22 protein-coding genes are annotated in these 22,519 nt (G+C 71.2%); 14 read left to right on the top strand and 8 right to left on the bottom strand.

Annotation, left to right across the window (positions count from 1 at the left end; genetic code table 11):
• Position 1 precedes the first annotated feature (1 nt).
• Positions 2-1,414: an MFS transporter gene (locus ACIP63_RS04320; RefSeq protein ID WP_401511330.1), complete on the bottom strand. Its 1,413-nt coding sequence runs from the start codon at positions 1,412-1,414 to the stop codon at positions 2-4.
• 128 nt (positions 1,415-1,542) lie between these two features.
• Here ACIP63_RS04320 and ACIP63_RS04315 point away from each other — a divergent pair, with 128 nt between their 5' ends.
• Genes ACIP63_RS04315 through era form a run of 3 tightly spaced genes read left to right on the top strand, consistent with a single transcriptional unit; the run spans position 1,543 to position 3,881 of the window.
• Positions 1,543-2,451, top strand: coding sequence for a helix-turn-helix transcriptional regulator (locus ACIP63_RS04315; protein ID WP_401512258.1), 909 nt, complete (start codon positions 1,543-1,545; stop codon positions 2,449-2,451).
• A gap of 49 nt (positions 2,452-2,500) precedes the next feature.
• Positions 2,501-2,854 carry a cytidine deaminase gene (locus tag ACIP63_RS04310; protein ID WP_104785542.1) on the top strand — a complete coding sequence of 118 codons (354 nt, stop codon included), beginning with the start codon at positions 2,501-2,503 and terminating at the stop codon, positions 2,852-2,854.
• A gap of 52 nt (positions 2,855-2,906) precedes the next feature.
• The gene (era, locus tag ACIP63_RS04305; protein WP_187281951.1) at positions 2,907-3,881 is read left to right on the top strand and encodes a GTPase Era; all 975 of its coding nucleotides are present in this window, start codon (positions 2,907-2,909) and stop codon (positions 3,879-3,881) included.
• A 128-nt stretch (positions 3,882-4,009) separates the two neighbouring features.
• Here the strand turns inward: era and ACIP63_RS04300 are convergent, their stop codons facing one another.
• Complete coding sequence (locus ACIP63_RS04300) at positions 4,010-4,276, bottom strand: protealysin inhibitor emfourin (RefSeq protein WP_401511327.1); 267 nt, start codon at positions 4,274-4,276, stop codon at positions 4,010-4,012.
• 62 nt (positions 4,277-4,338) lie between these two features.
• Complete coding sequence (locus tag ACIP63_RS04295; RefSeq protein ID WP_401511326.1) at positions 4,339-5,415, bottom strand: M4 family metallopeptidase; 1,077 nt, start codon at positions 5,413-5,415, stop codon at positions 4,339-4,341.
• Between the two features lie 293 nt (positions 5,416-5,708).
• On the opposite strand from ACIP63_RS04295, the gene leuA reads away from it, so the two are divergent.
• The 7 genes from leuA (at position 5,709) to ACIP63_RS04260 (ending at position 14,285) form a co-directional block, all read left to right on the top strand.
• Positions 5,709-7,502, top strand: a complete 1,794-nt coding sequence (gene leuA / locus ACIP63_RS04290) for a 2-isopropylmalate synthase (protein WP_401511324.1) — start codon at positions 5,709-5,711, stop codon at positions 7,500-7,502.
• A gap of 202 nt (positions 7,503-7,704) precedes the next feature.
• The gene (locus tag ACIP63_RS04285) at positions 7,705-8,406 is read left to right on the top strand and encodes a TerB family tellurite resistance protein (protein ID WP_401511322.1); all 702 of its coding nucleotides are present in this window, start codon (positions 7,705-7,707) and stop codon (positions 8,404-8,406) included.
• A 164-nt stretch (positions 8,407-8,570) separates the two neighbouring features.
• Positions 8,571-10,679: an MMPL family transporter gene (locus tag ACIP63_RS04280; protein WP_401511320.1), complete on the top strand. Its 2,109-nt coding sequence runs from the start codon at positions 8,571-8,573 to the stop codon at positions 10,677-10,679.
• 32 nt (positions 10,680-10,711) lie between these two features.
• On the top strand, positions 10,712-11,989 hold the full coding sequence (locus ACIP63_RS04275; RefSeq protein WP_401511319.1) for a sensor histidine kinase: 1,278 nt from the start codon (positions 10,712-10,714) through the stop codon (positions 11,987-11,989).
• The gene (locus ACIP63_RS04270; protein WP_401511318.1) at positions 11,986-12,660 is read left to right on the top strand and encodes a response regulator; all 675 of its coding nucleotides are present in this window, start codon (positions 11,986-11,988) and stop codon (positions 12,658-12,660) included. The genes ACIP63_RS04275 and ACIP63_RS04270 overlap by 4 nt, the downstream gene beginning before the upstream one ends.
• A gap of 43 nt (positions 12,661-12,703) precedes the next feature.
• Positions 12,704-13,450, top strand: a complete 747-nt coding sequence (gene recO, locus ACIP63_RS04265) for a DNA repair protein RecO (RefSeq protein ID WP_401511316.1) — start codon at positions 12,704-12,706, stop codon at positions 13,448-13,450.
• 22 nt (positions 13,451-13,472) lie between these two features.
• Positions 13,473-14,285: an isoprenyl transferase gene (locus tag ACIP63_RS04260; protein WP_401511314.1), complete on the top strand. Its 813-nt coding sequence runs from the start codon at positions 13,473-13,475 to the stop codon at positions 14,283-14,285.
• A gap of 64 nt (positions 14,286-14,349) precedes the next feature.
• Here the strand turns inward: ACIP63_RS04260 and ACIP63_RS04255 are convergent, their stop codons facing one another.
• The 4 genes from ACIP63_RS04255 to ACIP63_RS04240 form a co-directional block, all read right to left on the bottom strand.
• Positions 14,350-14,784 carry a Fur family transcriptional regulator gene (locus ACIP63_RS04255; RefSeq protein ID WP_104785532.1) on the bottom strand — a complete coding sequence of 145 codons (435 nt, stop codon included), beginning with the start codon at positions 14,782-14,784 and terminating at the stop codon, positions 14,350-14,352.
• A 65-nt stretch (positions 14,785-14,849) separates the two neighbouring features.
• Positions 14,850-15,749 (bottom strand): metal ABC transporter permease, encoded by a 900-nt coding sequence (locus ACIP63_RS04250; protein ID WP_401512256.1) that lies wholly within the window; start codon positions 15,747-15,749, stop codon positions 14,850-14,852.
• A complete protein-coding gene (locus tag ACIP63_RS04245; protein WP_401511312.1) occupies positions 15,749-16,525 on the bottom strand; it encodes a metal ABC transporter ATP-binding protein in 777 nt (258 codons plus the stop codon). Before ACIP63_RS04245 ends, ACIP63_RS04250 begins: the two co-directional genes overlap by 1 nt.
• Positions 16,526-16,567: 42 nt before the next feature.
• Positions 16,568-17,536: a metal ABC transporter substrate-binding protein gene (locus ACIP63_RS04240; RefSeq protein ID WP_401511310.1), complete on the bottom strand. Its 969-nt coding sequence runs from the start codon at positions 17,534-17,536 to the stop codon at positions 16,568-16,570.
• Between the two features lie 258 nt (positions 17,537-17,794).
• On the opposite strand from ACIP63_RS04240, the gene ACIP63_RS04235 reads away from it, so the two are divergent.
• From ACIP63_RS04235 to ACIP63_RS04225, 3 genes are all read left to right on the top strand, one after another.
• Positions 17,795-19,177, top strand: coding sequence for a glycine--tRNA ligase (locus tag ACIP63_RS04235; RefSeq protein ID WP_356707657.1), 1,383 nt, complete (start codon positions 17,795-17,797; stop codon positions 19,175-19,177).
• Between the two features lie 94 nt (positions 19,178-19,271).
• The gene (locus tag ACIP63_RS04230) at positions 19,272-19,475 is read left to right on the top strand and encodes a hypothetical protein (protein WP_362933032.1); all 204 of its coding nucleotides are present in this window, start codon (positions 19,272-19,274) and stop codon (positions 19,473-19,475) included.
• Positions 19,476-19,660: 185 nt separating this feature from the next.
• Complete coding sequence (locus ACIP63_RS04225; RefSeq protein ID WP_401511309.1) at positions 19,661-19,864, top strand: DUF6243 family protein; 204 nt, start codon at positions 19,661-19,663, stop codon at positions 19,862-19,864.
• Positions 19,865-19,966: 102 nt separating this feature from the next.
• Here ACIP63_RS04225 and ACIP63_RS04220 read toward each other — a convergent pair whose 3' ends face one another.
• A complete protein-coding gene (locus ACIP63_RS04220; protein ID WP_401511307.1) occupies positions 19,967-21,436 on the bottom strand; it encodes an MFS transporter in 1,470 nt (489 codons plus the stop codon).
• Between the two features lie 101 nt (positions 21,437-21,537).
• Here ACIP63_RS04220 and ACIP63_RS04215 point away from each other — a divergent pair, with 101 nt between their 5' ends.
• Positions 21,538-22,509, top strand: coding sequence for a helix-turn-helix transcriptional regulator (locus ACIP63_RS04215; RefSeq protein ID WP_401511305.1), 972 nt, complete (start codon positions 21,538-21,540; stop codon positions 22,507-22,509).
• The last annotated feature ends 10 nt before the right edge of the window (positions 22,510-22,519 follow it).

The following is a 22,519-nucleotide window of genomic DNA, read 5'->3' as shown; positions in this document are numbered from 1 at the left end:
GTCAGGCCCGGCGCAGACCGGCGCCCACCGCCAGCCCTGTCGCGACCAGAATGACCGCCGCGACGGCCACCACCAGCCGTACGCCCTCGAACAGCGACCCCTGCGTGGTCGACAGCACCCCCAGCAGCGGGATGCCGACCGTGAGACCCACCTGCTGCGTCGTGGTGACCAGACCGGTCGCCAGGCCCTGCTCCTCGTTCGGCACGCCGGAGGTCACCGTCAGCCCGTAGGCGATGATGGCGCCCAGGTGGAAGGCGCTGGCCAGGGACACCGCCACCGTGGCCAGCCAGACACCGGAGTCCTCGCCCAGGCCCAGCAGCGCCCCGATGAACACGCCCTGGCCGATCAGGGACAGGACCAGTGTCCGGCGTGCGCCGATCCGGCCGACGATCCTCGGGGCGTACACCCCGGCGGCCACCGACGCCAGGCCCTGGACGCCGAAGACGAGGCCCGTCCCGAGGGCCGACAGGCGCAGCAGGTCCTGGAGGTACAGGGTCAGGACGAACACGATCGTGCTCATCATCGAGAACGTGGCCAGACCGCCCAGGTTGCCGAACGCGACCGTACGACGCCGCAGCATCGGCAGGGAGACGAGCGGGGCCGCCGAGCGGGACTCGACGATCACGAACGCGGTCAGCAGGGCCACTCCCAGCACCAGGGTGATCCGCACGTCCGCACCACCGAAGCCGCGCTCGGCGGCCGTCGACAGCGAGTAGATCAGCGCGAGCAGACCGCCGGTGACGGTGACGGCACCCGGCACGTCGAGCTTCGGCCGCTCCGGCGTACGCGACTCGGACAGCACCTTCGGCGCCAGGACGAACACGACGACCGCGGCGCCGGCCAGCAGCCCCATCGTGGACCGCCAGCCGAGGGTGTCGGTGAGCACCCCGCCCGCCACCATCCCGACGGTGAAGCCCAGCGAGAGCAGCGTCCCGCTGATGCCCAGCGCCCGGTCCCGCAGCGGGCCTTCCGGGAACGTCGTGGTCAGCAGGGACATCCCGGTCGGCACGATCACGGCGGCCCCGAGCCCCTGGAGCGCCCGCCCGGCCAGGAAGGACGCCGGGTCCCAGGCCAGCGTCGCCAGCAGTGAGGACACCCCGAAGACGGCGAGACCGGTGAGGAACAGCCTGCGCCGGCCGTAGAGATCGGCGATCCGGCCGAAGAGCAGCAGGAAGCCGCCGGACGGCAGGGCGAACGCGGTGACGGCCCACTGGAGCCCGGACCGGCTCAGCCCCAGGTCCTCACCGAGGACGGGCAGAGCCACATTCAGTACGGAGAAGTCGAGCGCCACCATGAACTGGGCGGCACACAGCACGAAGAGCACCAGCCGGTCCCGCCCGGAGAGCGCGGGCGGCGCGGGAGCGACGGGAGCGGCGGCGGACACGGAAGCATGAGTCGGGGTTTCGATCGGCATGTCCCACAGCCTGGATCCACCGGAATATCCGTGGGGAGCGGGCACTTATCCTGTTGGCCGCACCACCAGGCAGGCACGCGCACGGACACCAGGGGGAGTACGTGGCTTCACCGGCCCAGAACAGCGAGATCCGGACCGGCACGGTCCGGACCGGCACGGTCCGGACCGGCACCGACGGCAAGTCCCACCGGCTCGGCGAGCTGCGGGAGTTCCTGATGAGCCGCAGGGCCCGGGTCACCCCGGCCGAGGCCGGCCTGCCGGACGGAGGGGCGCGCCGGCGCACGCCGGGCCTGCGCCGGGAGGAGGTCGCCGTCCTCGCGGGCGTGGGCGTCTCCTGGTACCAGTGGCTGGAGCAGGGCCGCGACATCACCGTGTCACCGCAGGTCCTGGACGCCGTGGCGCGGGTCCTGCGCCTCAGCAGCGCGGAGCGCCGCCACCTCTACGCGCTGGCCGGGCTCAATCCGCCGGCCCTGGAGGTCGACCCGGCCCACCAGGACATGTGCGCGGGGCTGAACCGGCTCATCGACGCCTGGATGCCCTTCCCGGCCCACATCATGGACCGCTACTGGAACACCGTGGCCTACAACGACGCGGCGTCGGCGGTGCTCGGCATGCGCCCCGGGATCGTGCAGAACTGCATGATCGTGTTCTTCACCGACCCGGTGTACCGGGCCAGATCGAAGCACTGGGAGACCATCGCCCACCAGGTCGTCGCCCAGTTCCGGGCGGCGTGCTCCGAGCACCCCGGGGACGAGGGATTCCGGGCCGTGGTCGCCGAGGTGAAGGAGCTCAGCCCCGAGTTCGCGGCGCTCTGGGACCGGCGCGACGTCGCCCCGGGCGGCCAGGTCCGCAAGGAACTCCAGCATCCGCTCGTCGGCACCCTGCACGTGGAATCCACCCAGCTGCGGGTGCCCGCGCGCCCCGACCTGGTGATCGTGCTCCACACGCCGCTCCCGGACACCGGCACGGAGGCCAAGCTCCAGTGGCTCGACTCGCCCGAGGGCCGGCGCGGCTCGATGTACCCGGTCCCGGGATGATCGGACCCCGTCGAGAGGCGGGCGCACGCCCCCTTCGTATGCTCAGCACATGACCGATAGCACCGACCTCGGCGCCGAGGACCGCAAGATCGTCACTCTGGCGCGCAGTGTCCGCGCCCGCAACGGGGTGCCGGAGGGCGCCGCCGTACGGGACGAGACGGGGCGTACGTACGCCGCCGGCACCGTGACACTGGACTCGCTGAAGCTCAGCGCGCTGCAGACCGCCGTCGCCATGGCGGTGGCCAGCGGCGCCACGTCCTTGGAGGCGGCTGCCGTCGTCTCCGAGGCCGCGACCTCCTCGGACGCCGACCGGGCAGCCGTCCGTGACCTGGGCGGGCCCGACACTCCCGTGCTGCTCGCGGGGCCCGACGGGACGCTCCGGTCCACGACCGCCGCGGGCTGATTCGGGCCCGGCGGCGCCCTGCTGTGCAACGCCGCCGCCGGGATCGGGGAGAATGGGCGCCATGAGCGCTCGACCGAACACAGAAGCTGCTGCGCAGCAGGCTGAGAACACTGCCCCCCACCGGGCCGGCTTCGCCTGCTTCGTGGGCCGCCCCAACGCGGGCAAGTCCACCCTCACGAACGCTCTGGTCGGTCAGAAGGTGGCGATCACCTCCAACCGCCCCCAGACCACCCGGCACACGGTGCGCGGCATCGTGCACCGTGACGACGCCCAGCTGATCCTGGTCGACACGCCCGGCCTCCACAAGCCGCGCACGCTGCTCGGGGAGCGGCTGAACGACGTCGTGCGGACCACCTGGGCCGAGGTCGACGTCATCGGCTTCTGCCTGCCCGCGGACCAGAAGCTCGGCCCCGGCGACAAGTTCATCGTCAAGGAGCTCGCCGGGATCAAGAAGACCCCGAAGATCGCGATCATCACCAAGACCGACCTGGTGGAGTCCAAGGCGCTCGCCGAGCAGCTCCTCGCCGTCTCCGCGCTGGCCGACGAGCTCGGCTTCGAGTGGGCCGAGATCATCCCGGTCTCGGCGGTCAAGGACCAGCAGGTGAGCCTGCTGGCCGACCTGATCGCTCCGCTGCTGCCGGAGAGCCCCCCGCTCTACCCGGAGGGCGACCTCACCGACGAGCCCGAGATGGTCATGGTCGCGGAACTCATCCGCGAGGCCGCGCTGGAGGGCGTACGGGACGAGCTGCCGCACTCCATCGCCGTCGTCGTCGAGGAGATGCTGCCGCGTGAGGACCGGCCGGCGGACAAGCCGCTGCTGGACATCCACGCGAACGTCTACATCGAGCGGCCCAGCCAGAAGGGCATCATCATCGGCCCGAAGGGGAAGCGGCTCAAGGACGTCGGCACCAAGTCACGCAAGCACATCGAGGCGCTCCTGGGCACGCCGGTCTTCCTCGACCTGCACGTGAAGGTCGCCAAGGACTGGCAGCGCGACCCGAAGCAGCTGCGGAAGCTGGGGTTCTGAGCGGGGCCACGGACCGCCGGCCGGAGGCCGGCGCAGCCGTGCGAAGCCGCTGAGGCCCCGGAGGCTGGGGTTCTGAGGCCGGTCCAGGGCTGTTCGGCATCCGGCGCCCGGGCCCGGCGGGACCGCGCCTACGCGCCTTCCTTGAGGACCCGGGAGATCAGCGTCCGCTGCGCCTCGGTCAGCCGTGGGTCCGCGCAGTCGACCGTCCGGTCGCCCACCGTGATCCGGTAGCGGAAGCCGTCCGGCACACCCGCGGACGGGCCGCCCGGGCCGGCGGCGAGCGCCGACTCGGCCAGGGCCTCCCAGTCGCCGGCGTCGGGCCGCCCCGAGGTCTCGATCTCGCCGTGGCGTGCGATGCCGGCGAACCCGCCGGTCCGGCTCACCTGGATGCGCATGCGTACCGGCTCCTGCCTGACACCTTGACCCCGCTCGGACGGCCCCGCGTGTATCTACCCGGTCAACGGGTCGGCACGCCCACCTCCGACCACGCCTTGAGCACCGCCTCGGCCTCGTCGCCCTCCCCGAACCTGTGCTGCGCCGCCGCGACGGTCAGCTTGGCGAAGTCCTTGAAGGACGCTTCCTGGCCCAGCTCACCGCCGGTCAGCACGTCGAACCAGATCCGCCCCGCCCGCTCCCAGGCGTTGCCGCCGAGTGCCGTGGCCAGCAGGTAGAACGCCCGGTTGGGGATACCGGAGTTGATGTGGACCCCGCCGTTGTCCTCGTCCGTGTCGACGTAGTCGTCCATCGACCCGGGCTGCGGGTCCTTGCCGAGCACGTCGTCGTCGTACGCCGTGCCCGGAGCCTTCATCGAGCGCAGTGCGACGCCGCTGACCCGGGGGGCGAGCAGCCCCGCGCCGATCAGCCAGTCGCCCTGGTCCGCGCTCTGTCCCAGCGAGTACTGCTTGACCAGGGAGCCGAAGACGTCCGAGACGGACTCGTTGAGCGCGCCCGACTGGCCCTGGTAGGCGAGGTTGGCCGTGTACTGGGTGAGGCCGTGCGCCAGCTCGTGGGCGATCACGTCGATCGCGACGGTGAAGTCGAGGAAGATCTCGCCGTCGCCGTCCCCGAAGACCATCTGCTCGCCGTCGAAGAACGCGTTGTTGTACTTCTCGTCGTAGTGCACGGAGCCGATGAGCGGCAGCCCCTTGCCATCGATCGAGCTGCGGCCGTACTCCGTGAGCAGCAGATCGAAGGTGGCGCCGAGTCCCGCGTACGCACGGTTGACGCTGGCGTCCTGGGTCGCTTCCTCGCCCTCGTCACGGACCTTGACGCCCGGCAGGTCCGTGCCGTGCCCGCAGTCGTAGAGGGTGCGGTGGGGCTTGGTCGGGACCGGGTCGGAGGTGAGGACGGCCTGGGGGGTCCAGGCCAGAGCGGTCACCCGCCGGTGATGGCGCCGGGCGGCGTCGGCGTCCAGGGTGCGCCGTGCGGGATCGGCCAGGAGGGGGTCGTCGGCCTGGGACAGCTTGTCGAGGAGGTGGGGCGGCACGATGGTGCAGAAGACGGGCTGGAGCCCGTTGTTCGGTCGAGGCTGCATGCAAATGACTGTGGCACTCCGTCACCGCGCTGTCACTGGTTGCGATCGTGATTGACGAAATAGAGTGATGTATCACTGTTCCGCCTCCATGAAGAGGCGATCCCGCATACTGATACGGACCGACGCACCAGGCGCCCCTCGGTTAGTGTTGCCGCATCATGCGTTTCGGGCTGCTCCTTCTTAGCTGCCGCGGCGAGGGCCTGTAGTCGTAGGCCGGCTCCCTCCCCGCGGAGTTCGCTGTTGCCAGCGACACAGTCGGCCGCCCCTGCTGGACCTCAGAGGAGCCGTACGCCATGACCGCAGTGAATTCCCCCGCGCACACCGATGCCGTCCCCGCCCCCGTCGGTGGCCCCACCCCGGTGACCAACGCGAAGCAGCTGCAGAAGCCTTCCGGGATGCCGGTCCACAAGTACCGCGGCTACGAGGCGGTGGACATCTCCGACCGCACCTGGCCGGACAACCGCATCACCGTGGCGCCCCGGTGGCTGTCCACCGACCTGCGTGACGGCAACCAGGCCCTGATCGACCCCATGTCGCCGGCCCGTAAGCGCGAGATGTTCGACCTGCTCGTACGCATGGGCTACAAGGAGATCGAGGTCGGCTTCCCGTCCTCCGGCGAGACCGACTTCGCGTTCGTACGCTCCATCATCGAAGAGGGCGCGATCCCCGAGGACGTGACGATCTCCGTCCTGACGCAGGCCCGCGAGGAGCTGATCGAGCGCACCGTCGAGTCGCTGGTCGGCGCGCGGCGTGCCACCGTCCACCTGTACAACGCCACCGCCCCCACCTTCCGCCGCGTGGTCTTCCGCGGCTCGAAGGAAGAGGTCAAGCAGATCGCCGTGGACGGCACCCGCCTGGTCATGGAGTACGCGGACAAGATCCTGGGCGACGAGACGATCTTCGGCTACCAGTACAGCCCGGAGATCTTCACCGACACCGAGCTGGACTTCGCCCTGGAGGTCTGCGAGGCCGTCTGTGACGTCTGGCAGCCGGAGGAGGGCCGCGAGATCATCCTCAACCTGCCCGCGACCGTGGAGCGTTCGACGCCCTCCACCCACGCGGACCGCTTCGAGTGGATGTCCCGCAACCTGTCCCGCCGCGAGCACGTCTGCCTGTCGGTGCACCCGCACAACGACCGGGGCACCGCCGTCGCCGCCGCCGAGCTGGCGATCATGGCGGGTGCCGACCGCATCGAGGGCTGCCTGTTCGGCCAGGGCGAGCGCACCGGCAACGTCGACCTGGTCACCCTGGGCATGAACCTCTTCTCCCAGGGCGTCGACCCGCAGATCGACTTCTCGCAGATCGACGAGATCCGCCGCACCAGCGAGTACTGCAACCAGATGGAGGTCCACCCGCGCCACCCCTACGCGGGCGACCTGGTCTACACCGCCTTCTCCGGCTCCCACCAGGACGCCATCAAGAAGGGCTTCGACGCCATGGAGGCCGACGCGGCCTCCCAGGGGAAGACCGTCGACGACATCGAGTGGGCGGTGCCCTACCTGCCGATCGACCCGAAGGACGTCGGCCGCTCCTACGAGGCGGTCATCCGGGTCAACTCGCAGTCCGGCAAGGGCGGAATCGCCTACGTCCTGAAGAACGACCACAAGCTGGACCTGCCGCGCCGGATGCAGATCGAGTTCTCCCGGATCATTCAGGCCAAGACCGACGCCGAGGGCGGCGAGGTCACGCCGACGCAGATCTGGTCGACCTTCCGGGACGAGTACCTGCCGAGCCCCGAGAACGCCTGGGGACGCGTACAGATCCGCTCGGGTCAGACGACGACCGGTTCCGACGGCCAGGACACGATCACCGTCGAGGCCACCGTCGACGGCTCGGACACGATGCTGACCGGCACGGGCAACGGCCCGATCTCCGCGTTCTTCGAAGCGCTGCAGGCCATCGGCATCGACGCCCGTCTGCTGGACTACACCGAGCACACGATGAGCGAGGGCGCGAGCGCGCAGGCCGCCTCCTACATCGAGTGCGCGATCGACGGCAAGGTGCTGTGGGGCATCGGTATCGACGCCAACACCACGCGCGCCTCCCTCAAGGCGGTCGTCTCCGCGGTCAACCGCGCGACCCGCTGACCCCGCCACGCGGCATTCCGGGCATACGTCCGATACGCCGCTGAACTGCCCGGCCCGAGAGCCCCGTTCACCCGCCGAGGGTGGGCGGGGTTCGGCCATATACCGGGGTTTTGACCTCCGGGATACTGACGCCACCTCACGCATGTGGCTAACATCACGTCCAGCGCGGCAATGTTGCCGTGGGGTTACGGAGGTGTGCGACGTGCGGACAGCCAAAGGACAACGCGCCGTAAGACTGCGCATCTACGGCATCCGTACCGTCTGGGACACCGTCGGCGACGGAGAGTTCTTCTGCCCGTGCTGCGGGGGCGACCGCAACTACCGGCGCCTCACAGGACGCCACCGCCTCACCGTCCTCGGGCTGCCGCTGCTCGCCCGGGGAAGCGCCGGGCCCGTCGTCGAATGCGCCGCCTGCGGGACGCACTTCGCGCCCGACGCCCTCGACCACCCCACCACCACCCGCTTCTCGGCCATGCTGCGGGAGGCCGTGCACACCGTCACACTCGCCGTGCTCGCCGCTGGCGGCACCACCTCCCGTACGGTCCTGGAGACCGCCGCGGCCACCGTCCGCGACGCGGGACTCGACGACTGCTCCCAGGAACAGCTCTTCACCATCGTCGAGGTGCTCGCCGCCGACACCGGTTCCGGCGACGGGACCGACCCCGCGGCCGAGGCCTGCGGCGCCGCCCTCGCCATAGAGCTCCACGAGGTCCTGAAGCCGCTCGCGCCGCACCTGGCCGCCGCGGGACGGGAATCGGTTCTGCTCCAGGGCGCCAGGATCGCGCTCGCCGACGGTCCCTACAGCCCGGCCGAACGCGAGGTGCTGACCACGGTCGGCAGCGCGCTCCAGCTCTGCCCCACGGACACGGCGAAGCTGCTGGAGGCGGCGCGTACGCCTTCGTAGGCGAAGCCTTCGCCGTGCGGCGCCGGAGTACTCCCCCGGGAGTAACCACCGTCGCCCGCCACCCCGGGCAGTAGCGGTCAAGTCCTTCCCGCGCGCGACGAACCGGCCATCCCCGGACGGGAGTCTGGACAGGTCCGACACCGTCCAGGAGGGGAGGCCCCGTCATGCGGGCCGAAGCGGGAACGAGCGGTACACCACCACGGCAGGAGCGGGGGACCGGACGGAGGCGTGCGCTGCCGTGGCTGGTCGTGGGGTTCTGGGTCGTCCTGATCGCCGTCGCGATGCCGTTCGCCGGAAAGCTCGGGGACGTCCAGCGCGACCGCGCCGTCGACTACCTGCCGGCAGGCGCGGACTCCACCCAGGTCGCGAAGGTCCAGGACACGCTGCCCGGCGGGGAGTCCACCGATCTCGTCCTCGTCTACCACCGGGACGGCGGGCTCACCGCGGCCGACCGGAGCACGGCAGGCGAACAGATCGCCACGGTCACGCGTGAGCACGGCCTCCCCGCGCCCCCCGAGGGAATCGGGTCCGAGGACGGTACGACGCTGATGTTCCCGGTTTCCTCGACCGCGCCCGGCCAGGACCCGGAGGCCAGGACCGCGTTCGTCACCGACGTACGCGAACGGGCCGAGGGCAGCGGCGGGCTGCGCGTCGAGGTCGGCGGGCCCGGGGCCCTCACCTCGGACGCCCAGGAGGTCTACACGTCCCTGGACGGGCCGCTGCTCTACACCACGGTGGGCGTCGTCGCGCTCCTGCTGGTCCTGATCTACCGCAGCCCGTTCCTCTGGCTGGTCCCCCTGGTCGTCGCCGGTCTCGCGGACCTCCTGTCGATGGCGGTGGCGTACGGGCTGAACCAGGGCTTCGGCACCACCGTCAGCGGCCAGAGCTCCGCCGTGATGACCATCCTGGTCTTCGGCGCCGGCACGGACTACGCCCTGCTGCTGGTGGCCCGCTACCGGGAGGAACTCGGGCGCCTGGCACGGCCCGTGGACGCCATGGCCGCCGCGCTGCGCGGCTGCGGGCCCGCCGTCCTGGCCTCCTCGGGCACCGTCGCCGCGGGCATGCTGTGCCTGCTCGCCGCCGACCTCAACAGCAGCCGCGGCATGGGACCCATCGCCGCCGTCGGTGTGCTGTGCGCGCTCCTCGCCATGACGACCCTCCTGCCCGCCCTGCTCGTCCTCCTGGGGCGACGCGTCTTCTGGCCGCTGGTGCCCGCGTACGGTGCCGAGCCCCGGCGCCGCCGCTCGGTCTTCGCCGCCATGGGCGGTTCCGCCGGACGCCGGCCCGTGGCCGTGCTCGTCTCGGGGGGCGTGCTGCTCGGCGCGCTGGCGCTGGGCGTGTTCAGCCTGCCCGGTGACCTCAAGCAGGAGGACTCCTTCACCAGCAAGCCGGAGTCGATCACCGCGATGGAGACGCTCGCCACCGCCTTCCCGGAGCGGTCCACCCAGCCGATCACCGTGATCACCCCCACCGGACAGGCCGACAGGACGCTGGCGGAGGCCCGCGCCACGGAAGGCGTCGCCGACGCGGTAAGGGGCCGCAGCGGCGGCGGCTGGACCGAGCTCACCGTCACCGCCCAGGCGCCGCCGGAGTCGTCGGGGGAGCGGGCCACCATCGCCGCCCTGCGCGACCGGCTCGACGGCAGCCACGTCGGCGGTCCCAGTGCCCAGCAGGCGGACCTGGAGGAGACCAACGCCCGTGACCTGAAGACCGTCGTCCCCCTCGTCGTCCTCTCGGTCCTGCTGATCCTGGTCGTGCTGCTGCGCAGTCTCGTCGCCCCGCTGCTGCTCGTGGCCGCCGTCGTCGCCGTCTGGGGCGCCGCCCTCGGCATCGCGGGTCTCGTACTCGAGCCGCTCCTCGGCCTGGAGGGCACCGATCCCGGACTGCCCCTGCTGTCCTTCGTCTTCCTCGTGGCGCTCGGCGTCGACTACGGCATCTTCCTGATGCACCGGATGCGGGAGGAGGCCCTGGCCGGAGCCGGACCGACCGACGCCGCCCTCACCGCGCTGCGGACGACGGGAGGCGTCATCGCCTCCGCCGGGCTGGTGCTCGCGGCAACCTTCGCCGTGCTCACGAGCATGCCGATGACGGCGCTGGTCGAGATGGGCTTCGTCATCGCCGTCGGGGTGCTGCTGGACACCTTCCTGGTCCGCACCTATCTCGTGACCTCGGCGAGCGTGGCCCTGGGACGGCGGATCTGGTGGCCGGGACGGCTCGGCCGCAAACCGGCCGAGAACCTCCCCGGCGAACCGGAACTCGTCGCAATCCGCTGACGGCAGACACTCGACCGACCGAGGATGGCAGCGTGTCCGCTCCCCGAATCACGCGCCGCGGCGAGCGCGTCCTGGCCGTGGTCAACCGCGACCCCATGGACGCGCCGCACAAGCTGCGCACCGACTCCCTCGTCGCCACGGGCGCCGGCGCGCTGTCGGCCGTCCTGGCCTTCGTGACCGACGACGGGCGGTTCCCCGACGCACTCGGCTGGGTCCTCCTGCTGTCCAGCGCCCTGCCGCTGGTATGGCGGCGCAGGAACCCCGTCGCGGTGCTGCTCGCCATGATCCCGGTCCTCATGGCCTACCACCTCCTGGACAACGCCCACTCGGCGCCGATGCCGCAGACCTTTGTGGTGCTCTACACCGTGGCGGTGACCGGCCGCCCGCTGCGCACCCTGCTCACGGGCTGCGTAGTGATCACCGTGATGGTGTCCGTGGTCGGAATCATCGACGCACACCACGGGCTCGAACTCCTGCGAATCTCCGGCTGGATCGTCGCGGTGCTGTTCTGCGGCGTGGACGTGCGGATCTACCGGCAGTACGTCGCCTCCGTGGTGGAGCGCGCCGAACGGGCCGAGCGCACCCGGGAGGAGGAGGCCCGGCGCAGGGTGGTGGAGGAGCGGCTGCGGATCGCCCGCGACCTGCACGACCTGCTGGCCCACAGCATCACCGTCATCGGGGTGCAGACCTCCGTGGCCTCGCACATCCTGACCGTGGACCCGGACCGGCTGGACCGCACAGCCGTCGCACAGGCCCTCGACGACATCGCCGGCACCTGCCGCGAGGCCCGCGCCGAGCTGCGTACCACCCTGCAGGTCCTGCGGGACGGCTCCACCGGCGGTGACGGGCCGCTGCCCGGCCTGGACGCGCTCCCCGCCCTCGTGCGGGCCGCCAGGACGGCCGGAGCGACCGTGGAGCTGTCCGTACGGGCCCCGGAGCACAGGATCGCGCCGGCGACCGGCGCTGCGGCCTACCGGATCGTGCAGGAGGCGCTGACCAACGCCGTACGGCACGCGGGCCCGGGAGTACGGACGGAGGTGACGGTGGAGCCCGAGCCCGGCCACCCGGCGCTGCGGGTGACCGTCATCGACGACGGGGCGCCCTCGGGGCCCGGCGGCGCCGTGGAGGCCGGCCCCGGGCCCGGCTTCGGCATCGTGGGCATGCGGGAGCGGGCCCGCACCTGCGGCGGCACCCTGGACGCGGGTCCGCTGGCGGGCGGGGGCTTCCGGGTCGACGCCGTGCTGCCGCTGCCCGGGTCCCCGGCCGGGTGCCCGGCTCCGGCCGCCGGCCCCGAGGAGGTCCTCCGGTGATCCGCGTCCTGCTCGCCGACGACCAGAACCTCGTCAGGGCGGCCTTCGCGATGCTGGTCGAGTCCGACCCGGACATGACCGTCGTCGGCCAGGCCGCCACCGGCCTGGAGGCGGTCGACAGGGCCCGCTCGGCCCGCGCCGACCTCGTCGTCATGGACATCCGGATGCCTGAGCTCGACGGCATCGAGGCCACCCGCCTCATCGCCGCCGACGAGGACCTCGCCGGGGTGAAGGTGCTCGTCCTGACGACGTACGACACCGACGACCACGTCCTGGAGGCGCTGCGCGCCGGCGCCTCCGGATTCCTGGTCAAGGACACCCGGCCCGCCGAACTCCTCGCCGCCATCAGGACGGTGGCCGCGGGGGAGTCGCTGCTCTCGCCCGGCCCGACCGCCCGTCTCATCGCCCGGGTCCTCAGCGGCCCCGGTGCGCCCGCCCTCGGGCAGGGGGGTGGCCCGGAGTGCCTCTCGGACCGCGAGCGCCAGGTGCTGACGCTCGTGGCGCGCGGCCGGAACAACACGGAGATCGCCGGGACACTGGGCCTCAGCCCGCTCACCGCGAAGACCCATGTGAGCAGGATCATGGGCAAGCTGGGCGCCCGGGACCGCGCGCAACTCGTGATCATCGCCTACGAGTCCGGGCTGGTGGTGCCCGCGGGGCACCAGGAATGAGGACCGCCGACGGGCGCCCGCCCCGGTGGGCGACAATGGGTGCATGAGCTTGTTCCGGGACGACGGCGTCGTGCTGCGTACGCAGAAGCTGGGCGAGGCCGACCGGATCATCACGATCCTGACCCGCGGCCACGGGCGGGTGCGCGCTGTGGCGCGCGGGGTGCGCCGCACCAAGTCCAAATTCGGGGCGCGGCTCGAACCCTTCTCCCATGTGGACGTGCAGTTCTTCGCGCGCGGCAGCGAGCTGATCGGCCGGGGCCTCCCCCTCTGCACCCAGAGCGAGACGATCGCTCCGTACGGCGGCGGGATCGTCTCCGACTACGCCCGCTACACCGCCGGCACCGCCATGCTGGAGACCGCGGAGCGGTTCACCGACCACGAGGGCGAGCCCGCGGTCCAGCAGTACCTGCTGCTCGTCGGCGGGCTGCGCACCCTCGCGCGCGCCGAACACGCGCCGAACCTCATCCTGGACGCGTTCCTGCTGCGCTCCCTGGCCGTCAACGGCTACGCCCCCAGCTTCGTCGACTGCGCCAGGTGCGGAATGCCCGGCCCGAACCGGTTCTTCTCCGTCGCCGCGGGCGGCGTCGTATGCGGCGACTGCCGGGTGCCCGGCAGCGTCGTACCCTCGGCGGAGGCCGTCGAACTGCTGAGCGCGTTGCTCAGCGGCGACTGGGAGACGGCGGACGCGTCCGAGGCGCGTCATGTCAGGGAGGGGAGCGGGCTCGTGTCCGCCTATCTGCACTGGCATCTGGAGCGCGGCCTGCGCTCGCTGCGGTATGTAGAGAAGTGACACAGGGAGACGAGAGAAGCCCATGGCAGTACGCGGGATGCTCGGCGGCCGTAACCGGCGTGAGTACAAGACCCCCGAGCCGCACCCCTCCGGCGCCACCCCGCCGAAGATCCCCGGCGAGCTCGTGCCCAAGCACGTCGCCGTCGTGATGGACGGGAACGGCCGCTGGGCCAAGGAGCGGGGTCTTCCGCGCACCGAGGGCCACAAGGTCGGTGAGGGCGTCGTCATGGACGTCCTCAAGGGCTGCATCGAGATGGGCGTCAAGAACCTCTCGCTGTACGCCTTCTCCACGGAGAACTGGAAGCGCTCGCCGGACGAGGTGAAGTTCCTCATGAACTTCAACCGGGACGTCATCCGCCGCCGCCGCGACGAGATGGACGAGCTCGGCATCCGTATCCGCTGGGTCGGCCGCATGCCGAAGCTGTGGAAGTCCGTCGTCCAGGAGCTCCAGGTCGCGCAGGAGCAGACCAAGGACAACGACAAGATGACACTGTACTTCTGCGTCAACTACGGCGGCCGGGCCGAGATCGCCGACGCGGCGCAGCGCATCGCGCAGGACGTGGCGGAGGGGAAGCTCGACCCCGCGAAGGTCAACGAGAAGACCTTCGCGAAGTACATCTACTACCCGGACATGCCGGACGTGGACCTCTTCGTGCGCCCCAGCGGGGAGCAGCGCACGTCCAACTACCTGATCTGGCAGAGCGCGTACGCCGAGATGGTCTTCCAGGACGTCCTGTGGCCGGACTTCGACCGGCGCGACCTGTGGAACGCCTGCCTGGAATTCGCCCGGCGCGACCGGCGCTTCGGCGGTGCCGAGGAGATCACCAAGTCCTGAGACGACGAGGAGGGGGCCCCGTCGCCGGGGCCCCCTCCGGGGTAGGTCGTCCTGTGCCCGGGGCTCAGCCCTTGGCGCCCGCGCAGTCCGAGCAGGTCCCGAAGATCTCCACCGTGTGGGCCACGTTCACATAGCCGTGCTGCGAGGCGATGGTCTCGGCCCACTGCTCCACGGCGGGGCCCTCCACCTCGACGGCCTTGCCGCAGACGCGGCAGACCAGATGGTGATGGTGGTCACCGGTCGAGCACCGCCGGTAGACCGCCTCACCGTCGGTCGTGCGCAGCACGTCGACCTCGCCGGCGTCGGCCAGGGACTGGAGCGTGCGGTAGACCGTGGTCAGCCCGACCGAGTCACCCCGGTGCTTGAGCACATCGTGCAGGTCCTGGGCACTGCGGAACTCGTCGACCTCGTCGAGCGCCGCCGCGACCGCCGCCCGCTGCCGGGTGGACCGGCCGCGCACCGGAGCCGCGTTCGTGCCACTGATCGGCGCCGTCGCCACAGCTGCCTCCTCATGTCGCCCGTACGTATGTCGGGCCATTGTGCCAGCCCGTCCCGGCGGCACGGTCACACCCGAACGTCGTCCGAGGCAGGGCGGGCCGCCGGTACCTCAAGGGTGCACCGGTCCTTCTCGCTCTCGCGGCCCTTGGCCCGCCTTCGGGCCAGCGGCGTGGCGAGCGCCGTCAGCAGGACGAACGCGGCGATGGCCAGCAGCACGATCGTCGCGCCGGGCGGCACGTCCTGGTAGTACGAGGTCACGGTACCGGCCAGGGTGACGGCCGTACCGATGACGACGGCCAGGACGAACGTCACCTTGAAGGACTTCGAGATCTGCTGGGCGGCGGCGACCGGCACCACCATCAGCGCGCTGACCAGCAGCAGGCCGACGACCCGCATCGCCACGGTGACGGTGACGGCGGCCGTCACGGCGACCAGCAGGTTGAGCGCGCGCACCGGCAGCCCGGTGACCCGGGCGAACTCCTCGTCCTGGCTGACCGCGAACAGCTGCCGCCGCAGCCCCACGGTGACCAGCACCACGAAGGCGGCCAGCACGACGATCGCGGTGATGTCCTCCTCGGAGACCGTGGACAGGGAGCCGAAGAGGAACGAGGTCAGGTTGGCGTTGGAGCCGGTGTCCGAGAGGTTGATCAGCATCACCCCGCCCGCCATGCCGCCGTAGAACAGCATGGCCAGGGCGATGTCGCCGCGCGTGCGTCCGTACCAGCGGATCAGCTCCATCACGACCGAGCCCGCCACGGCGACGAGCGTCGCCATCCAGACGGGGTTGGTGGAGAGCAGGAAGCCGAGGCCGACGCCGGTCATCGCGACGTGTCCGATGCCGTCGCCCATCAGGGCCTGGCGGCGCTGGACCAGATAGATGCCGATGGCGGGGGCGGTGATCCCGACCAGGACGGCCGCGAGCAGCGCCCGCTGCATGAAGGGAGGGTTCAGGAATTCCAGCATGATCAGGTCAGCAGTCCCGTCCGGACGGGCTCGGAGGCCGCGTGGGGGTGTACGTGGTCGTGGCCGGGCAGGGCGTGCTGGCCCACGGCCTCGGGGGGCGGCCCGTCGTGCGTGACACAGCCGTCGCGCAGGACGATCGCCCGGTCGATCAGCGGCTCCAGGGCGCCGAGCTCGTGCAGGACGAGCAGCACGGTCGCCCCGCCGGCGACCTGCTCGCGCAGCGTCATGGCGAGGATCTCCTGGCTGGCCAGGTCGACGCCGGCCATCGGCTCGTCCATGATCAGCACCTCGGGCTCGGCGGCGAGCGCGCGGGCGATCAGGACCCGCTGGTGCTGGCCGCCGGAGAGGGCGTTCACGGAGTCCTTGGCGCGGTCGGTGAGGCCGACCAGCTCGATGGCCCGGTCCACGGCCGCCCGGTCGGCCTTCGCGAGCGGTCCGAACTTCGTACGCGACAGCCGACCGGAGGCGACGACCTCGCGGATCGTGGCGGGGACGCCGCCCGCCGCCGTGGTGCGCTGCGGTACGTATCCGACGCGGCCCCACCGGCGGAAGCGGCGCAGCGGGGTGCCGAACAGCTCGACGGTCCCGCCGGTGAGCGGCACCTGGCCGATGACGGAGCGCACGGCGGTGGACTTGCCGGAGCCGTTCGCCCCGAGCAGGGCCACGACCTCGCCGCGGTGGACGGTGAGGTCGACACCGCGCAGCACCGGGCGGGCGCCGAGCGTCGCCGTGGCTCCGCGCATGCTGATCACGGGTTCTGGCGTACTGGGCTCAGGCATGATCGCCTCCGGTGCTGCGGCTGGGTCGGGGTGCTGCGCGGGTCACTTCGCGCCGAGGGCCTTCTGCAGCGCGGCCAGGTTGGACTCCATGACCTCGATGTAGTCAGCGCCGGCGGACTTGTCGGTAATTCCCTCCAGCGGGTCCAGGACGCCGGTCTTCAGGCCGAGGTCCTTCGCCAAGGTCTTGGCGGTCTTGTCGCTGGCGAGCGTCTCGAAGAATACGGTGGTCGCCTTGTTCTCCTCGGCGACGTGGTGGATCTCGTCGATCCGGGCCGGGCTGGGCTCGGTCTCGGGGTCGAGGCCGGCGATGCCCTCCTGGGTGAGGCCGTAGCGCTCGGCGAGGTACCCGAAGGCGGAGTGCGTGGTGATGAACGTCTTCGTCGCGGTGTTCTTCAGCCCGGACTCGTAGGCCTTGTCCAGCTTGGTCAGCTCGGCGACGAGGGTCTCGGTGTTCTTGCGGTAGTCGGCGGCGTTGTCGGGGTCGGCCTTCTCCAAGGACTTCCCGACGCCCTCGGCGACCTCGGCGTACTTCACGGGGTCCAGCCAGATGTGCGGGTCGAGGCCCGCCTTCTCGGCGTGCTCCTCACCCTCGTGCTCCTCGGAACCGTGGTCGTGGCCGTCGACCTCGGAGCCGTGGCTCTCGAGCGTGGTGAGGGTCGCCGCGTCCACGGTGTTCTTGACACCGGCCTGCGCGACGGCGTCGTCGACGGCGGGCTGGACGTTCTTGAGGAAGAGGATGTAGTCGGCGTCGCTCAGACCGCCGATCTGCTGGGGGGAGAGCTCCAGGTCGTGCGGCTCCACCCCCGGCTTCGTCAGTGAGGTGACGGAGACGTGCGACCCGCCGATCTCCTCGGCCAGGAACTGCATCGGGTAGAAGGACGCCACCACGTCCAGCTTGCCGTCGCTCCCGCCCTCGGCCGCGTCGGAGGAGGAGCAGGCGGAGAGTGCGGTGAGGCCGAGGGCGACTGCTCCGGCGACGGCGGCTGTGGGTATGAGGCGACGTACGTTCATGACAGTCATTTTCAACAAAAGTGGAAACGATTGTCAACAAGGCTGATGAGATGCCCGGATCCGGACCGGGTGACCGCGATGCGCCCCACCGATTTGATATGGGGGGTGCGCCCGCCGGTAATCTGGGGTATTCGCCCGCCCGTCACCCGACCACCACCCCCACCGAGGCGCTCCGCGCCCCTGTCTGTACGTCATTTTTCACCGAGGCGTTCGCGCCGCCCACCTGTCCAGTTCCGCCGTCGTAATGAAGAGAGCACCGTGGCCGCCGACAAGATCGACACCATCGTCAGCCTGAGCAAGCGCCGTGGCTTCGTCTACCCCTGCAGTGAGATCTACGGTGGCCAGAAGGCCGCCTGGGACTACGGGCCCCTGGGCGTCGAGCTGAAGGAGAACCTCAAGCGCCAGTGGTGGCGCTACATGGTCACCTCGCGCGAGGACGTGGTCGGTCTCGACTCGTCGGTCATCCTGGCCCCCGAGGTCTGGGTCGCGTCCGGTCACGTCGCCACGTTCTCCGACCCGCTCACCGAGTGCACCTCCTGTCACAAGCGCTACCGCGCGGACCACCTGGAGGAGGCGTACGAGGAGAAGCACGGCAAGCCTCCCGTGAACGGCCTGGCCGACCTCAACTGCCCCAACTGCGGCAACAAGGGCACCTTCACCGAGCCCAAGCAGTTCTCCGGCCTGCTCTCCACGCACCTCGGCCCGACCCAGGACTCCGGCTCGGTCGCCTACCTGCGCCCCGAGACCGCCCAGGGCATCTTCACCAACTTCGGCCAGGTGCAGCAGACCTCGCGCAAGAAGCCGCCGTTCGGCATCGCGCAGATGGGCAAGTCCTTCCGGAACGAGATCACTCCGGGCAACTTCATCTTCCGCACGCGCGAGTTCGAGCAGATGGAGATGGAGTTCTTCGTCAAGCCGGGCGAGGACGAGCAGTGGCAGGAGTACTGGATGGAGCAGCGCTGGAACTGGTACACCGGTCTCGGCCTGCGCGAGGAGAACATGCGGTGGTTCGAGCACCCCGCGGAGAAGCTCTCCCACTACTCCAAGCGCACCGCCGACATCGAGTACCGCTTCCGCTTCGGCGGCAGTGAGTGGGGCGAGCTCGAGGGCGTCGCCAACCGCACCGACTACGACCTCACGGCGCACTCCAAGGCGTCCGGCACGGACCTCTCCTACTTCGACCAGGAGAAGGGCGAGCGCTACACGCCGTACGTCATCGAGCCCGCGGCCGGTGTCGGCCGCTCGCTGCTGGCGTTCCTCCTCGACGCCTACAACGAGGACGAGGCCCCCAACGCCAAGGGCGTCATGGAGAAGCGCGCCGTGATGCGCCTCGACCCGCGCCTCGCGCCGGTCAAGGTCGCCGTGCTGCCGCTGTCCCGCAACCCGCAGCTGTCGCCGAAGGCCAAGGGCCTCGCCGCCGACCTGCGGCAGAACTGGAACATCGAGTTCGACGACGCGGGCGCCATCGGCCGCCGCTACCGCCGCCAGGACGAGATCGGCACGCCGTTCTGCGTCACCGTCGACTTCGACACCCTGGACGACAACGCGGTGACCGTGCGCGAGCGCGACACGATGAAGCAGGAGCGCGTCTCCCTGGACCAGATCCAGAGCTACCTCGGCTCCCGCCTCCTGGGCTGCTGAACGCACTCGGCCTCATAACGATGCCCCCGGTTCCGGCGTACGGAACCGGGGGCTTCGTGCACACTGGGCGCACTCGTCCACAGGGAGGCCCCACATGCCGTCCATGACCACGAGCAAGGTCACCAGATGGGACCAGCACGGCCGTGAACACGTCGTCCACGTAAGGAAGTCGGGGATGCAGCGGCAGCTGACCTGCGACACGTGCGGGTGGCGCAAGGGGGCGCAGTTCCTGCCCTGGCTCAAGGCCGAGGAGCACCTGACCGAGGCCCATCAGGCCACGGTCGACCCGACCGCCTGAGCCCGCAACGGGGCGCGGCCGAAAAAAACCGGATGAGGCACCCCTCCGGCCGGGGTACCTTTTCGGCATGTCTTCGTTCTTCCAGATCTACGAGTGAGCGCGCGACGGGCCCACCGCCCGTCGCCCATCGGATCGATACACGACACGTCATCCTCACTTCCTCAACTCAAGAACGGGAGAACGCCGTGGCCAAGAGCCGCAACAACCTCCTCGGCGTGGGCGGACAGCGCAAGAAGCTGTCCCGCGCCGAACAGCAGGGCGCGGGTCCCGCGCGTGACAACGACCGCAAGGCCGCTGAGGACAAGAAGCAGGAGCTGGTGCGCAAGATGCGTGAGCGCGCCGCCGGCGCCGAGGCCGCGCCGGCGCAGGACGCACCGGCCGAGAGCTGACCTCCTCGCAGCACCGGTACGACGCACCACCCGTACGACGCACCACCCGTACGACCGCGGGCCCGGATCACCTCGGTGATCCGGGCCCGTGTCCGTCCGCCCTCACCTCACCGTGCGGGGCAGCCGCAGGCTCAGCAGGGTCGTCAGGACGACGGCCGCCAGCTGCACCAGCAGCGTCACGACCAGGGCGTCCCGCATCCCCGAGCCGGGTGCCAGCGCGAGGAACAGCGTCCCGAGCGTGGCGACCCCGAGCGCCAGGGCGGCCTGCTGGGTGGTGGTCATCACGCCGCCGCCCACCCCCGCCCGCTCGGACGGCACGTCGGACAGCACGATCCGGATCAGGACGGGGAGTTGCAGCCCCTGCCCCAGTCCCGAGACCGCCATGCCCGGCAGCAGGCCCAGCAGCCCGAGATCCGGCCAGGAGCTCCACACGGTCAGCGCCAGCACCGAGACGCCCACGCCCTGGATCAGACCGCCGGCCGTCACCACCCGGCTGCCGAAGCGCCGTACGAGCCGGGGGCCGGCCAGCGAGGCCGCGAAGAAGGCGGCGGCCATCGGCGCGAGGGACAGCCCGGCCGCGGCCGGGCCCATCTCCAGACCCTGCTGGAGGGCCACCGCGATCACGAACATGAAGCCGCCGAAGCCGATCGAGAACGGCACCACCAGGATCAGGCCGCGGCGCAGCGACTCCAGCCGCAGCAGGCTCGGCGGCACGAGCGGTGTCCGCCCCTGCGCGTCGGCCCGCCGCTCCACCCGGTAGAAGGCCACCGCGGCGAACGGGAACAGGCCGAGGGACACCCAGGTCCAGAGCGGCCAGCCCGCCGCCCGGCCCTCCGTCAGCGGGGCCAGCAGCGTCACCAGGGAGACGGCCAGCAGGAGCGTGCCCGGCACGTCGACGGGCGCGGGCCGGTCCGAGCGGCTCTCCGGCACCGCGCGGGCGGCCAGGAACAGCCCCACCACCGCCACGGGGACGTTCACCAGGAACACCGACCGCCAGCCCGCGCTCTCCCCGAAGACGGAGGACAGCGGGGCGGCGGAGACCAGCACACCGCCGAGGATCTGGCCGGCGACCATGGAGAGCCCGGCGGTCGCCCCGTACAGGCTCATGGCCCGAGCCCTGTGGTGGCCGGTCGTACCCGCCTGGATGGTGGCGAGCACCTGCGGCAGCATCAGGGCCGCGGCGGCGCCCTGGGCCACCCGTGCCCCCACGAGGGTCCAGGCGTCCGGGGCCAGCCCGCAGGCGAGGGAGGTGAGACCGAAGGCGGCCATCCCGACGAGGAAGAGCCTGCGGCGCCCGGCCATGTCGCCGAGCCGCCCGCCGAGGACGAGCAGCACGGCGTAGGAGAGGCCGTAGCCCGCGACGACCAGCTCCAGCAGAGCGGGGCCCGCGGCCAGGTCGTGGTCGATGGTGGGCAGGGCGACGTTGACGATGAAGAAGTCGATGAGCGGAAGGGCCGCGCCGAGCAGCACGGTGAACAGCCCGAGCCCGCCGAGCACCGGCGCGGGGTGGTCGTACCGCGCCCCGGGGACGCGGGTGGCGGATGCGTTGGTCAGTACAGATGATTCACTCACGCCATCGACGATGGACCCGTACTCAGCCTGGTACCAGAGTCTCCTTATCCTGGTACACGGAGCACCTGGCAATACGTCCGGGCATTCGGCACCCTGGGAGCATGACCACCGCGGCGGCCCAGGTACCCGAGACAGACATCCGGCGGCACGAGCTGGCCGGATTCCTCCGCAGCCGTCGTGAGCGGATCACCCCCGAGCAGGTGGGTCTGCCCCGCGGGCGCCGCAGGCGGACCCCCGGGCTGCGCCGCGAGGAGGTCGCGCAGGTCTCGGCCGTCGGCGTCACCTGGTACACGTGGCTGGAGCAGGCCCGCGACATCCAGGTCTCCCCGCAGGTCCTCGACTCCCTGGCCCGCGCCCTGCTGCTCGACCGCAGCGAACGCACCCACCTCTTCTCCCTCGCCGGGGCCGTCGACCCCGCGCCGGGCTCGGACTGCACGGGCGTCACCCCGGCCTTCCACGAGATGCTCAGGCGCCTGGAGCCCTTCCCGGCCTGCATCCAGAACAGCCGGTACGACATCCTCGCGTACAACCGCACCTACGGCAGGCTCCTGTGCGACCTGGACGCCGTCGCCCCCGAGGACCGCAACTGCCTGCTGCTCGCCTACAACAACGAGGACTGGCGCGCCTCCGTCGTCGATCTGCCCGCCATGCACCGGGTGATGGCCGCCAAGTTCCGCGCCTCGATGGCGGAACACCTGGCCGAGCCCGCCTGGAAGGCGCTGCTGCGGCGGCTGGAGGCCACCTCGCCCGAGTTCGGCGAGATCTGGGCCCGCCACGAGGTGGTCGGACCCTCGAACCGCACCAAGATCTTCCGTAACGCCCGGGTGGGACTGCTCAGGCTCGACCACACCGACCTGTGGCTCGGCCCCTCCGCGGGCCCGCGCATGGTGACGTACGTCCCCTCGGACGAGGAGTCACGGCTCGGACTGGAGCGGCTGATGGAGTCGGTCCTCGTGGAGCCGCACACGGATCCGCAGGCCGGGCCGCACACGGATCCGCAGGCCGGACCGCACGCGGAGCCCCTCGCCGGGTCGCGCACGGCGGCCCTCACCGGGTCCGTCGCCGAGGCCTGAGCGGGCGGGC

Source organism: Streptomyces sp. NPDC088746, from assembly GCF_044751065.1.
Classification (GTDB): Bacteria; Actinomycetota; Actinomycetes; order Streptomycetales; family Streptomycetaceae; genus Streptomyces.
The sequence above is the reverse complement of the archived record's forward strand: the minus strand, read 5'-3'. Positions and strand labels throughout refer to the sequence as shown.

Bases quoted from the DNA above. Each gene is read 5' to 3' on its own strand.
- ACIP63_RS04320 (WP_401511330.1), bottom strand. From the start codon at position 1,414: ATGCCGATCGAAACCCCGACTCATGCTTCCGTGTCCGCCGCCGCTCCC.
- ACIP63_RS04310 (WP_104785542.1), top strand. From the start codon at position 2,501: ATGACCGATAGCACCGACCTCGGCGCCGAGGACCGCAAGATCGTCACT.
- era (WP_187281951.1), top strand. From the start codon at position 2,907: ATGGGCGCCATGAGCGCTCGACCGAACACAGAAGCTGCTGCGCAGCAG.
- ACIP63_RS04300 (WP_401511327.1), bottom strand. From the start codon at position 4,276: ATGCGCATCCAGGTGAGCCGGACCGGCGGGTTCGCCGGCATCGCACGC.
- ACIP63_RS04295 (WP_401511326.1), bottom strand. From the start codon at position 5,415: ATGCAGCCTCGACCGAACAACGGGCTCCAGCCCGTCTTCTGCACCATC.
- leuA (WP_401511324.1), top strand. From the start codon at position 5,709: ATGACCGCAGTGAATTCCCCCGCGCACACCGATGCCGTCCCCGCCCCC.
- ACIP63_RS04280 (WP_401511320.1), top strand. From the start codon at position 8,571: ATGCGGGCCGAAGCGGGAACGAGCGGTACACCACCACGGCAGGAGCGG.
- recO (WP_401511316.1), top strand. From the start codon at position 12,704: ATGAGCTTGTTCCGGGACGACGGCGTCGTGCTGCGTACGCAGAAGCTG.
- ACIP63_RS04260 (WP_401511314.1), top strand. From the start codon at position 13,473: ATGGCAGTACGCGGGATGCTCGGCGGCCGTAACCGGCGTGAGTACAAG.
- ACIP63_RS04245 (WP_401511312.1), bottom strand. From the start codon at position 16,525: ATGCCTGAGCCCAGTACGCCAGAACCCGTGATCAGCATGCGCGGAGCC.
- ACIP63_RS04240 (WP_401511310.1), bottom strand. From the start codon at position 17,536: ATGAACGTACGTCGCCTCATACCCACAGCCGCCGTCGCCGGAGCAGTC.
- ACIP63_RS04230 (WP_362933032.1), top strand. From the start codon at position 19,272: ATGCCGTCCATGACCACGAGCAAGGTCACCAGATGGGACCAGCACGGC.
- ACIP63_RS04215 (WP_401511305.1), top strand. From the start codon at position 21,538: ATGACCACCGCGGCGGCCCAGGTACCCGAGACAGACATCCGGCGGCAC.